We start from the raw sequence: 13,330 nt of genomic DNA, 5'->3' as shown, positions 1-13,330 counted from the left end.
TCACTGCAAAATCTAATAAACCATCGCCATCTATATCAACCGCAAATAACTGTTCTAGAACTACTTGCTTTGTATATTCCATAGCTTCAGCGTTTTCTCTGTACTCCGTCATACTATGATGAATCGGCAAATCAATCGCAACAACATTGCCAGGATACTTAGTTTCCCTTGTGATTCCCAAAAATTTTAGCACTAACCAAGTGTTGTTATCCAGCAGTGTCTCTGCAGTACTATTGTCTAGCGCCTGTCCTCCAAATGAAATCTCTTTCCCATCCTGAGCCCAAGCAATATTCGTCAACACATCTCGCGTGGTGGAAAACGTCACAGAGTAACCCTTGTAATTCTTCCTTAACGCTTCAATTCGTTCTGCTTCTTCTTTAGCAGCTTTTAAAGTCTCAGGAGAAGTAACTTTTAAATGAGACAGATAATCCCAATACTGCCTAAGAACGGCATCGTCTGGAAGTTTAACTGTATTTTTCTTAAAACCAAAAGTCATCCTAGTTATCCCGAAATTCGCTGCATTAGCTTTCGCCTCTAATTTTTGTTTGAACTCTTCAAAATTGTTACTCTTACCAATAACGTCTACATACCAAGCAGCATCTCTATCTGCCACCATCTCGTTAGCAGTCTTACCATTTACCGACTGAGGAGCACCTTGATAGCCAAAATTATAGGGGACTTGTCTCTCCATGGCTGTCCTTCCAGCCTGATATTCTCCATAAGAATGGCCAGTAGTTGTGCTAATATAGTGTCCATTCGCCTCCACTCTATCATAAAAATCAAGAGCGGGTTTGTTTTTTTCTTTTAAGTACAAGGTGTCATTTAAGGCAATGGCAAGGTCTACAATAGGATCCTTATGGCCATCAGCATCCATGTTGGTTCCAGCGTAGGCGATGTAGGTCTCCTTTGTCAGTTTATCGTAAACAGCAATAGCAGCAACTCCCGACCCTCTATCATACATTGTGTCTACGATATCATAACTTTTAGCGTTTATACCAGCATCATTCAAGACTTGTTCTGCCTTTTTTTGGGGGCTTTTGAAACCAGCAGTATAGGCTACTTCGTATTTATATACAGCATCAGATAAGACTGCTGACATTTCAACTCTGCGGTTGCTTTTTTCGATTTCGTTCATAAACTCCCCCCTATTGTTTAAAGATTGTTAAATCTATTTGAACAGCCTTATCCTTAGATTCCATTAGTATTGAAATTCCATAGATTCTTCCATTAGAGTAATCTAATCTTATTCGACAGGTCGTATCTTCTGGCATATCGTACTTATTTTTAAGATATTTATAGAGGTCAGAATGATTTTCTGTTTTATAGATAATATCACGAAGCTCTGTTTCTGCACTCTTAAAAGTCCTTTCCACATCTAAGGAAGCGAAATAATCTCTTGAAACCACTAAATTAAGAATTTTTTCGTCAAATAAAGGATTTACCTCCGAGCCATAATTTAGTTTACCATTAGAGTAAGTAACTGGAACTATTTCTTTATCCTCGCCAAGTGTTATTGTGTAATCACCCTTAATTGCCGATTCAGTAATATCTAAATCAATCTCATAATCATTTACTTGTTCTCCGACTTTTATATAAACATCACAAATATAAGCCTTTAATCCCGTAAAATCCTTTTTTTCTTGTTCTAAAAATTTAAATATAGGTTCAAAGGTTTTTTCAAATTCGTACTGTTCTTTTGTTCTGTTTTTTGGAATGTTTTCACCACCAAAGCTACATCCATTCAATGATGCTGCCGCCATAAGCATAATTCCTCCTATCATTAACCATAAAATCATTTTTGTTTTTTTCATATATATTGCTCCTATATAGTGAAATCTATATCTATTATACCATTAATGTATTAAAAAGTACTTTTAATAAGTATTCTAATTCAATAAGAAATACTAGATTCGAAAGATTATTGTATATTTGTTAGTCATACTCGTTTAACCACTATTAAATTGACACTCTATAATGTCTATTTTTAAAATGAATTCTATGCGGCTTATAAAAGTCATTATCAAAATAAGTATTATTCGTACGATTAAAGGCACTTAGGGGTAATTAAATTCAAAGACAAAAGAGCGTAAAATCAAAGAACTAAGTCAAAATAATTTTCTAAGCACACTAGAACAAACACTTCTATCAAATCATTACGAGGAATTAAATGGTGTTTCTTTCAGAATTGTTTTAAAGCGTCTATCGGAAATATCATTGAAGAATCATATAGAAACATAAAGCATTATTCCATTGATACATGGAAAAAAACTACGTGAAGAAATGGAAAAAGATATAAAAAACATCAATTCTAGTCTAGAAACATCAGTAACCCCTAGACTATATTTAGATGAAAAAGTTGTAAATAGTCTTGATGAATTTCGATATTATTTAATGAAAGAGGATGGTGCTACTAGATTACCAAGACTTAGCTACATCATTAAACTTGTTATATATTCCTATTGGAAGACACAACAATAACCTAAGCAAACCCTGCTTAGGTTCCCTATACAAATAATTGTATAGTTGTTTTACCACTTACTAGAGTATTGTTTATGTTAAAACTAAAAAAGAAGCTATGTCAGAAACTCTTACTCATAACGATAAACAGGTAACAAAAATATATGTAAACACAAAGGATACTGTAAATCAGACTGTTGGCGATATTGCATTTCGTAGTTTAAAAAATTGATGGGGTGAATATGGGGTGAATTTTGGGGTGAACTTTGATTTTTTGAAACAAAAAAGACATCCAAGAGATAATTCTTGAATGTCTGTAAACGTTGATATAATCGTATTGATTAACGTTTTGAGAATTGTGATGCTTTACGAGCTTTCTTAAGACCTGGTTTCTTACGCTCAACTTTACGTGAGTCACGTGTAAGAAGTCCTGCGCGTTTCAATGAATCGCGGAAGTCTGGGTCTACTTGAAGAAGGGCACGAGCGATACCGTGACGGATAGCTCCTGCTTGACCAGCGTAACCACCACCTACAACGTTAACGAAAACGTCGTATGAACCTACAGTTGAAGTAACTGCGAATGGTTGGTTGATGACCAAACGAAGGTCAGCGTGTGGGATGTACTCTTCAACATCTTTTTTGTTAACAGTGATTTTACCAGTTCCTGGAACAAGGCGAACGCGTGCAACAGCGTTTTTACGACGTCCAGTACCTGCATATTGTGCTTGTGACATACTTTATTGTTCCTTTCCTTAGATAAGTCCTGAAATATCAAGAACTTCTGGTTGTTGCGCAGCGTGAGTGTGCTCAGCTCCAACGAATACTTTCAATTTCATACCTTGAGCGCGGCCAAGAGTATTGTGTGGAAGCATACCTTTAACTGATTTCTCGATCAAACGAACTGCATTTTTAGAACGAAGTTCACCAGCAGAGATTGATTTCAATCCACCTGGGTGGTTTGAGTGAGTGTAGTAGATCTTATCAGATGCTTTTTTACCAGTCAATTTAACTTTTTCAGCATTGATAACGATTACGAAGTCACCTGTATCAGTGTGTGGTGTGAATGTTGGTTTGTTTTTTCCGCGAAGTACGCTAGCAACAACTGCTGAAAGGCGTCCAAGAGGTACATCAGTTGCGTCAACAACGTACCATTTGCGTTCTACTTGGCCTGGTTTAGCCATGAATGTAGTTTTGTTCATGATTTCTCCTATATGAATGTCGTTTTTGTTTACAGGGCGGATGTTCCGGTCCGCAGGGTATTTGAAAGGTTCCGGGGCCTTACAAATGGGGTAAACAATACCGCCTACTATTGTATCAAAATTCTCAGATAAAAGTCAAGCGGTTGGGAAAATATTTTTTATTTCTGCCAGATTTTCAATCTTCTTTCTGCCTTCTCCTGAGTGATGACTTGAAAACCTTTAGAGAAGAGGAAAATAGCACAAGTCAAAAATAGAGTGACAATGATGTAATTAACCACAAGACCATGGTCTCCCACTAATGGTGGTTTTGTCATAAAACCGTAATCTCCACCCGTCAATAAATTGACTATAAAAATCAAACCATTGAGTAAAGAGGTCAGTATAAGAATACCTTTGAAATCCAAGAGACGTGCATCGTAGTTGTTTAAAAGATAAATCAAGGAATTCCCAAGAAGGGCTAGATGTCCGAAAATAAAGGACAAAATAACGATGTGTGGGAAAGAGTAAGCGTCTGGGATTGGATAAACAAAGGCTGCAATCGTCCCGAAGGTTCCAAGCAAAGCAAAATACTGTTTGGTTTTTGAAACACCTGGTAGTAGTAGAACTACAAACATGGCTAATCGGCAATGATAAAAAGGCAAGCTTTCTGACAGGGGGAACTGATTGATCCAATACCAGCTGTAAAGCGAGATTAACTGTATTGCCTGTATAATCTGGAAGAATCGTTGACAAACCTTATTATCACGATAGCGATAAGCAAGATAAATTGTCAAAAACAGTAAGGCAAATGTGCTTGCGAACCAAGTAAATCCAAATTGGGGTGGCTCCGTCGGTTGGGTGGTAAATAAAGCATCCCAAACATTCATATAATTTTCCTCATTTTCATATAAGCCACCTCTTACTTATCTCCATAGAGCCTAGCTTACATTTATTTCTTATATTTTTGTGTCCCAAAGAAGCTATCGGCCTTAAGATAAAGCAAAGCTTCTAATCGATATATTGTTCCCGCTCACCCTTATAGACCTGCCATAGAATCTCCATTTGTTCCTTGGTTATTCTTTTTTCAGATAGGGGAGGGAGATTTGAAATATCAAAAAAGCCTAATTCAGCAACTTCTTGATTTTCTTGAAATTGTCCATCTAATAACTGACAGTCAAAGACGAACTTTGCATACTGCTTGTTCTGAAGTTGAAAGAGGTTGGTATCAAAAACTGCCAATAAATAGCCTACTTCTGCCGAAAATCCTGTTTCTTCCTGAACTTCTTTTCGGATATTTTCCTTGGGAGAATATCCTACCTCACCAAAGCCACCAGGTAATGCCCAAGTATCCTCTCCTTGTCCTCTAACCAAACAAATCTTCTGGTCTTGAACAATCCAAGCTCGCACATCCATCAAGGGAGTTGCATAGCTACCTGTTGGTTTTAAGATCGTAGTCAATTCCTCTTGATCAAGCTCTGTTTGATCCTGCAAGATATTTGATAAAATCTGCCGTAAATCCTCATAACGTTCGCGGTCAAAAGGATCCTTGGTATAGGTCAGTCCAGTGTCAGTAATGGCCAACATTCTCTGAATAGCTTTAGCGAAATCAGTTGCACTCATTTTCTAAACTTTCTACTAGCTTGGCTAGATTCATAGAGTTCGAACCTTTAAGCAAGATTTGGTCATGTGCACCAAGACTCTCCTTGACCTGCTTAAGCATAGCTTCAAACTGGTCTTCCTCAGCTGTTTTCTTAAAGTAATAAACATGACCGATTGGGAACATTTGACTGGCTAATTGGGCTAGGGCAGCGATATCTTCACCGTAGAAAATAACGGTATCAAGGACATCTGGTGACAGGCTCAAAATCATTTGATTATGAAGTTGAACAGACTGGTCTCCAAGTTCTTTCATATCCGCCAGAACTGCGATTTTCTTACCACCTTCATTAGCTGGGATAGCAGAGAAAGTTTCTAAAATCAACTTCATGGCTGTTGGGTTGGCATTGTAGACATCTGATAAGATGTCTGCACCGTTGGCAGCCTTTTTCCACTCGGTACGATTGCGGGTCAACTCTAGATTTTGGAAGGCTTGACCAATCTGCTCCTCAGACACTCCTTCTTGCAGGGCAACGTAAGAAGCAATCATAGCATTGGTCGCATTGTACTTACCTGTTACTGGTAAATCAAGGGATTTCTCCAAGAAATTAGCCTTGAAAGTCAAGCTATCCTTACGCTCAATTAAGTCTGTAATTTCGAGTTCTGCACCCGGACCAAAACGAACTACTTTTTGGTCAGAAGGTAGATAATCCTCTACAATGGGATCAGCTGGCGCCAAAAGTAAGCTACCTTTCTCCATTCCATCAGCAATCTGTAATTTACCTTTGGCAATCTCAGAACGGTCCTTGAAGAAGGCCAAATGTGCTTCTCCGACCAGAGTCACAATAGCTGTTTTCGGATGAGCCAGTTCAGACAAAAGATGAATATCTCCCAAGTGATCCTGTCCCATTTCCAAGACTAACTTCTCAGTATCATCTGGCATATGAAGAACTGTATAAGGTAGTCCAATCTCGTTATTGTAATTTCCTTGCGTTTTGTAGGTTTTGTAGCTTGTAGAAAGTAAATGAGCCAACATATCCTTGGTCGTTGTCTTCCCATTTGAACCTGTAACAGCAAAGACATCTACTCCTGTCTTTTGAAGGTAATAGGCTGCAAGAGCTTGAAAGGCTGTCAAAACATCTTCTACTAAAATGTAAGGATGATCTGCTACTTCCTTCTCTGACAGGGTTACAACAGCGCCGTTTTCAAAAGCCGTCTCGATAAAGTCATGACCATCACGCGCCCCCTTGAGTGGCACAAATAGATCACCAGGTCCAATCAAACGACTATCAAACTCTGCCTTAACTAGTGGACTGTCCGCATAGCTTGTCACATCATTTTTTGCACCGACAACACGCGCAACTTCGTGAATCGTAAGTTTCATGTTTACTCCTTTAAAAAGGGGCAGGGAGTCTTGCCCCGCCCTTATAGCTATCTTTACAATAGGTGCGCTTCACGCTTGTTAAAGCTTTCCTTAGCAAGATCAACCAAACGCTCGATTAGTTCTGGATAGCTAATCCCCATATTGTCCCAGAGCAAGGGATACATAGACCACTGGGTAAATCCTGGCATGGTGTTGAGCTCATTTAGGAAAACTTCTCCCTTATCTGTATAGAAGAAATCACAACGTGAGAGACCAAGCCCGCCAATAGCACGGAAGGCAGCTTCTGCATTTTTACGCATGACTGCTACTACATCATCACTAATCTTAGCTGGAATATCCATCGTAATCTTGTTATCGATGTATTTTGCTTCATAGTCATAGAAGGCTACGTCCTTGACAACTTCACCAGGTAGAGTGCTCTTGACATCATAGTTTCCTAAAAGCCCAACTTCGATTTCACGCGCATTGACGCCTTGCTCTACCAAGACACGACTATCATATTTAAAAGCGAGTTCGAGAGCTTGATGGAGTTCCTCTTTATTTTCAGACTTAGAAATACCAACACTAGAACCCATATTAGATGGTTTGGTAAAGACTGGATATCTTAATTTTTCTTCAACTTCTGCGATCTTAGAAGCTAAGTCATCCCCTTCAACAATGGCTACGTAAGGGACTTGGGCAATCCCAGCAGATTCTAAGACACGTTTAGTCGTGATTTTGTCCATAGCAAGGCTTGAAGACAAGATGTTGCAACCGACATAAGGCATTTTCAAGACTTCTAGGAAACCTTGAACGGAACCGTCTTCTCCCATAGGTCCATGAAGAACTGGAAAAACAACTGCGCCTTCTTCGTAGATGGCACTTGGAGCAACTTTCTTGTCCCAATCAATCGTTTCATTGGTCATGAGACGTTCATCTTGGCCAGGAGTTTGGGTAAATTCTTGGGTTTTGATAAAATCACCAGACTGGCTGATAAAGAAAGTTTTGACTTCAAAACGGTCATAGTTAACCGCACGCATGACACTCTCAGCTGACAATACAGACACTTCACGCTCTGCACTGCGTCCACCATATAATAGAATAATTGTTTGTTTCATATGATTGTCCTATTTCTACTAGAATACTCGCTTTTTAGTATATCACATTTGTTTATTTTTTTAAACTTGAATAGCACAAAAGAGACTGGATTAAAAATAAATCCAGTCTCTTGATTTCTTATATATCGTATCTACTAGCTAATTGCCTATTCTATATCCTTACAGACTAAAGTTCGGTACGATTTTCAATAGCTCTTAGGAGCGTTACTTCGTCCGCATATTCGATATCTGCTCCTACTGCTAGACCTCTTGCTAGACGAGTAACCTTAATCCCTGCAGGTTTAAGTAGTCGAGAGATATACATGGAAGTTGCTTCACCATCAGCAGTCGCATTGGTGGCCACGATGACCTCTGAAACTTCGCTATCCATGAGGCGAGTCATGAGACTTTTGAGGTTGATGTCATCTGGGCTAATTCCATTCATAGGGGAAATCAAACCGTGTAAAACATGGTAAAGTCCGTGGTATTCTTGGATGTTTTCCATAGCAGCGACATCGCGGCTATCCTCCAGAACCAGAATCGTAGACTGGTCACGGCTAGGATCGGTACAGATAGAACAAGGGTCATCATCTGTCAAGCGTCCACAAATAGAGCAATAGGTCAATTCTCGCTTGGCTGCAAGAAGATTTTTTGCAAATTCATTGACATCGTCATCCGACATCCCAATGGTATAAAAGGCCAGTCGAGTTGCTGTCTTAATCCCGATACCTGGAAGTTTAGAATAACTGTCAATCAGCTTAGCTATAGGTGTTGGGTAAAGCATGGCTTCCTTTCTAGTTCATTGGATGGTGTTGGTTGTAGAGATTGATAATGTCGCGAGCAATCGAAGGTCCGACACCATTAGTTAGATTCGTATTATGCGGGAAAACAACTGCAACTGCAATCTGAGGATTATCACTTGGAGCATAGGCCACGGCATTAGTATTGTTGGCTTTTTGGCCACCATTGACGTAACTTTCGGCTGTACCGGTTTTCCCGCTGATGGAGACTGCTGCCCCATTTGAAAAGGCGCGACCTGTCGTGAGAGCACTTGTCCCGTGCGATACTTGGTAAAAGCCTTGTTGCAAGATAGACATGTCAGACTCAGAAATATTAATCTTATTCATTTCTGTGCTGTCCGTTTGCTTAATGAGTTCTCCTAGACCACCTTGTTCGTTGTTGTCGTAGACTCCTTCCACGATATGAGGAGCTAAGCGGACACCATTATTGGCAATAGTTGCTACATACTGAGCTAACTGCATCGGTGTGTAGTTATCAAACTGCCCAAAGGCATTATTTAGATAGTTGGCCAAATCATAGTCTTTAGGGATAAAGCCTGTTGACTCATCTGGTAGGTCAATTCCTGTAGAAACTCCTAAACCATACTCACCGAAGGTTGAACGGAGTTTTCCCATGGCAGATTCAAGATTGTTGGTTCCTACCGTCATATTCGGCTGATAAGTTTGCCCCATGATTCCAAGAGCAGTTTGGACCATGTAAGTATTGGATGAATACTCCAAGGCTTCAACGGCTGTAATCGGGAAAGAACCGTAATAAGGAGTATACCAGGAATTGATAGGGGCAGAACCTTGGAAGACGATTGGTTGATCTGTCAAGGTTTGATTTCCTGACAAGACCCCATTTTCCCAGCCTGAACTGATGGTAGCTGCCTTAACGACAGATCCTGGTACGAAGACATTGGTTACTGTACCAAGTGAGTCCGTGGTCAGTTCTCCAGTCTCTACATTGTGCTTCATTCCTGACATGGCTAATACAGCACCTGTCTTAGGATTGAGGGCTACTGCATAGACACCCTCTGAATATCTAGCTCCACCATTTGCAAGTTCTGAGTTGAAATAGTTCTTTAAGAGGTTGTCTACGCTATCTTGGAAGGCCAAATCAATGGTTAATTTGATATTTTTACCCTTGCTTCCTTCTTCGATATTCTCTACACTCTCCATGTCTCCGTGCTTGTCCAAATGGATTTCCTTGACGGTACGTTTTCCTTGCAAGACTTCTTCGTATTGCTTTTCAAGATAGGAAGTCCCAACACGGTCATTGAGTGAGTAACCTTTTTTCAAATAAGCGTCCACTTCTTCTGCTGGAAGACCAGATTTTTCACTAGAAACACTTCCAACTATTGATGAAAGAGAGGTTTCTAAGACTTTTCGGTCCCATGAAGTAGAGATGGAAATACCTGGCAATTCCTTAGATGCAGAAGCAATCACAGCTACCTGTGTATCGCTCAAAGGATCCGTTTGAATATTTCCTGTCGCAAAATTTTCTACTGCATTGAGCTGACTAAAGATATAGATTGCCTTCTTTTCATCCTCTGAGTAGTCTAATTGACTGGAAGTAATACTCTCAGCAGCGTTGTTATAGAGTTCAGATTCGGAAAGTTGATTGCCATCTGAATCATATCGTTTATCCTTTGGAAGTGCTTCAACTGTCTTCTTATAAACTTCAGCATCAGCCAAGTAGTAATCAGCCATTTGACGGTCCGTCAACTCTGGAGAGGTGACTGTGACATAGGTCAATAATTTTTTAGAAATATCCTTCAAATCAGCCGCAGTCATCTTGTTGCTTCGTGTAAAGGAAACAACTTGCTTAACGGTGTTTTGGACTAAAGGTTTTCCTGTTGCGTCATAAATTTCTCCACGAGCGGAACCCATGGTTACTCGAGTTTGGCTAGCAGAAGCGAGTTTGTTTTCATAAAAATCCTTATGAAGAACTTGCATATAAAGCAAACGACCAATAATTGCTAAAAAGAGCAAGATAACGATTGCGAACAACAGATTAAGCCGTATCGGTATCGAGTGGCTATTGAATTTTCTCATACACATCAATCTCATTTCTAATCAAAATCACACTCTTCATTGTACCATAATTTAGGTAGAAAATTATGGAAAAAGAAAAGACTTTTCCTTTTTGGTCCAAAAAGTATTTTCTATGATATAATGGAGGTAAGCGCTATTTTATTTGTTAGATTTGTCAAAGTAATTTTGGCAAATAGCTATAAAAGGAGTTCCATGAATAAGCAAGATATCTCTACGATTATCGACCTTCACTTTGAAGAAATGACCGATTTAGAGCAAGAAATTGCCCGCTATTTTCTGCAGGCAGATACGATAAATGATGACTTATCCTCTCAACAAGTCACGCAAAAACTTCATATTTCCCAGGCAGCGCTCACTCGTTTTGCCAAGAAGTGTGGTTTTAAGGGCTATCGAGAATTCATCTTCAAATATCAGCAACAAAAAGATACTCTTTCTGCTCCTCAACAGGATATGAATCCTTTAACTCAGAGAGTCCTTAGAAGTTATGCAAATCTTCGAGAAATTTCTCAAGGATTGATTGACGATGAGCAGCTGGAACGTGTAGCTCAGATGATTGAGCAATCAGAACGCGTGTATTTTTTCGGAACTGGGAGTTCTGGTCTAGTCGCACGTGAGATGAAGCTACGTTTTATGAGATTGGGTGTCGTCTGTGAAGCCTTAACAGATCCAGACGGTTTTGCCTGGACGACTAGTATCATTGATGAAAAATGTCTGGTCTTTGGTTTTTCCCTCTCAGGAACAACACCGTCCATCATCGATAGTTTATTAGATGCCCAAGATATGGGAGCTAAGACAGTTCTATTTACAAGTTCACCGAATAAGGATACTCAAGCATTTACAGAAACTATTTTGGTCGCAAGCCAAAACCAAGCATCTTATATTCAACGAATTTCTGCTCAGATTCCAATGCTGATTATCATTGATTTACTCTACGCTTATTTCCTAGAGATCGATCGCGAAAGTAAAGAAAAAATCTTTAATAGCTATTGGGAGAATAATAGACTGAATGGTTATCGTAGAAACACAAGACATAGAAAGCCCTGAAATTGGAAACCATTCAGGGTTTTCTATTTAAAATATTTTTCCCCACAAAAAGGAGTCCACTATGGGACTCCCTTTTTTAGTGTTTAAAACACTTTCTTTGATTTAGTCTCTGCTAATCCTTCATCTCTTTTTTGAAGAAGAATAGCATCATTCCTGAAACAAGAGTGAGGGCAGGCAAGAGAGCTGAACTTACTTCTTCTCCTGTTGCCGGCAACTGTTTGCTTGTAGAATCTGCTACAGTTCCCTTAGCCTCTGCTAAAGGCTTATCTTCTCCCATAGGTTGTGGAGCAGGAGTTTCTGCACTTGTTGGTGCACTTGGTTGTGCTGCATCCTTGTACACTACCGCATAGACACCTAGGTGTGGAGCTACAAATTCAAGTGCTGAACCTTTCTGTTCAAACTTCACTTCCTGCAATTCTTGATTTGCATTCATAGCATAGACATTGGCTACATCAGACGCCACAGCAACTTGAACAAGGGCTGCACCTTTCAATTGAACAAGTTCACCTTTCTCATTCTTCAATTGAATTTGATAAGCATCGAAACGGCGACCTTCCAAGACCTGGTCAGCAACCTTATCGACCTCTAGAACAGAACCACCATTGAGATCCCCTTCTCGAGCAATCAGTTTCAAGTTTGTTGATGAATCTTTCAAGACCTTCAATCTGCTATCAGTTGATGGACTTTCTTCCTTAGTTCCAACTTCGACGATGCGATTTTGGGCTTCCTCACGTTCAACCTTAACAACCTTACGGTTGTCACCATCGACTTCTACATAAGTCGTTACTTGTCCGTCTTTTCCTTCAGAAACAACTCGTTCCTTACCTTTAGCTAAATCAGCATTCTCACGGCGAACAGTCTTGAAGGCGATTGGTTCTTTCTCTACTTTTAGATTTGGTAGGTTAAAGTCCAGGTTCATAACGCCTTCTGTCGGCATAGCAGTTCCTTCTTGAGTACCTACTTCAACGATGCGGTCTTGAGCTTCCTCACGTTCAACCTTAACAACCTTACGATCGCTGCCGTCAACTTCTACATAAGTCGTTACTTGTCCGTCTTTTCCTTCAGAAACGACTTGTTCCTTACCTTTAGCTAAGAGAGAATTTTCACGACGAATCGTATTGAAGGCAATTGCTTCTGTCGTTACTTCAAGGCTTGGTTGAGTTACACTCAATTCTTTAACACCTTCAGTTGGAAGACTTGAATGTTTCACTTCCTCTTCTGGCTTACTTGGTTCTTCTGGTTTACTTGGCTCCTCTGGTCTTGCTGGCTCTTCTGGCTTACTTGGCTCCTCTGGTCTTGCTGGCTCTTCTGGAGCTGGTTCCTCTTTTGGTGTCGCCTGAAGATTGTTGATAGATGTCAAAGCGTCTTGCAAGGCCTTATCTACTGCATCCTGAGTTTTGGCTTCTTCAATAGCAGCTAAGGCTTGTTCTGCTAGTTCAACTAGTTTCTTCTTAGCTTCCTTGTCATCCCCCAACTCAGCTGTTTTACTTTTAATGACTTCGGACAAGCTTGCCATAGCTTTATCGTAGTCAAGCTTAGGCTCTACTGGTTTGCTTGGTACCTCTGGCTGTTTTGGTTCTTCTGGCTTGCTTGGCTCCTCTGGCTGTTTTGGTTCTTCTGGCTTGCTTGGCTCCTCTTTTGGAGTTGCTTGAAGATTGTTGATGGATACCAAAGCGTCTTGCAAGGCTTTTTCAACAGCATCTTGAGTCTTAGCTTCTTGGATAGCTGTTAAGGCTTGCTCTGTTAATGCAACTAGCT

The 13,330-nt window shown here is 40.0% G+C and carries 11 protein-coding genes and 1 pseudogene; 1 reads left to right on the top strand and 11 read right to left on the bottom strand.

Annotated features, from left to right (window positions below):
* The 10 genes and pseudogenes from M1F91_RS07915 to pbp2b all read right to left on the bottom strand — a co-directional run.
* A pseudogene (locus M1F91_RS07915) lies at positions 1 to 1,135 on the bottom strand (hypothetical protein); the annotation flags it as partial.
* Positions 1,136 to 1,145: 10 nt separating this feature from the next.
* On the bottom strand, positions 1,146 to 1,811 hold the full coding sequence (locus tag M1F91_RS07910; protein ID WP_247913242.1) for a hypothetical protein: 666 nt from the start codon (positions 1,809 to 1,811) through the stop codon (positions 1,146 to 1,148).
* Positions 1,812 to 2,798: 987 nt separating this feature from the next.
* Positions 2,799 to 3,191: a 30S ribosomal protein S9 gene (gene rpsI, locus M1F91_RS07905; protein ID WP_000075969.1), complete on the bottom strand. Its 393-nt coding sequence runs from the start codon at positions 3,189 to 3,191 to the stop codon at positions 2,799 to 2,801.
* An 18-nt stretch (positions 3,192 to 3,209) separates the two neighbouring features.
* On the bottom strand, positions 3,210 to 3,656 hold the full coding sequence (gene rplM, locus M1F91_RS07900) for a 50S ribosomal protein L13 (protein WP_001044622.1): 447 nt from the start codon (positions 3,654 to 3,656) through the stop codon (positions 3,210 to 3,212).
* A gap of 158 nt (positions 3,657 to 3,814) precedes the next feature.
* Entirely contained in the window at positions 3,815 to 4,522 is a 708-nt protein-coding gene (locus M1F91_RS07895) for a TIGR02206 family membrane protein (RefSeq protein WP_247913241.1), read from the bottom strand.
* 121 nt (positions 4,523 to 4,643) lie between these two features.
* Positions 4,644 to 5,255: an NUDIX hydrolase gene (locus M1F91_RS07890; protein ID WP_247913239.1), complete on the bottom strand. Its 612-nt coding sequence runs from the start codon at positions 5,253 to 5,255 to the stop codon at positions 4,644 to 4,646.
* On the bottom strand, positions 5,242 to 6,615 hold the full coding sequence (murF, locus tag M1F91_RS07885) for a UDP-N-acetylmuramoyl-tripeptide--D-alanyl-D-alanine ligase (RefSeq protein ID WP_247913238.1): 1,374 nt from the start codon (positions 6,613 to 6,615) through the stop codon (positions 5,242 to 5,244). Before murF ends, M1F91_RS07890 begins: the two co-directional genes overlap by 14 nt.
* A 53-nt stretch (positions 6,616 to 6,668) precedes the next feature.
* On the bottom strand, positions 6,669 to 7,712 hold the full coding sequence (locus M1F91_RS07880) for a D-alanine--D-alanine ligase (protein WP_247913237.1): 1,044 nt from the start codon (positions 7,710 to 7,712) through the stop codon (positions 6,669 to 6,671).
* A gap of 166 nt (positions 7,713 to 7,878) precedes the next feature.
* A complete protein-coding gene (gene recR, locus M1F91_RS07875) occupies positions 7,879 to 8,475 on the bottom strand; it encodes a recombination mediator RecR (RefSeq protein ID WP_000966747.1) in 597 nt (198 codons plus the stop codon).
* A gap of 10 nt (positions 8,476 to 8,485) precedes the next feature.
* Positions 8,486 to 10,528 (bottom strand): penicillin-binding protein PBP2B, encoded by a 2,043-nt coding sequence (gene pbp2b, locus M1F91_RS07870; protein ID WP_282185031.1) that lies wholly within the window; start codon positions 10,526 to 10,528, stop codon positions 8,486 to 8,488.
* A gap of 192 nt (positions 10,529 to 10,720) precedes the next feature.
* On the opposite strand from pbp2b, the gene M1F91_RS07865 reads away from it, so the two are divergent.
* On the top strand, positions 10,721 to 11,572 hold the full coding sequence (locus M1F91_RS07865; protein WP_247913235.1) for a MurR/RpiR family transcriptional regulator: 852 nt from the start codon (positions 10,721 to 10,723) through the stop codon (positions 11,570 to 11,572).
* Positions 11,573 to 11,684: 112 nt separating this feature from the next.
* Here the strand turns inward: M1F91_RS07865 and M1F91_RS07860 are convergent.
* Positions 11,685 to 13,330, bottom strand: a 1,646-nt coding sequence (locus M1F91_RS07860; RefSeq protein ID WP_247913234.1) for a G5 domain-containing protein, incomplete at its 5' end; no start/stop codon positions are given.

The organism is Streptococcus sp. oral taxon 431 (assembly GCF_023110115.1).
Classification (GTDB): Bacteria; Bacillota; Bacilli; order Lactobacillales; family Streptococcaceae; genus Streptococcus.
This window is presented reverse-complemented; position numbering and strand designations above follow the sequence as displayed.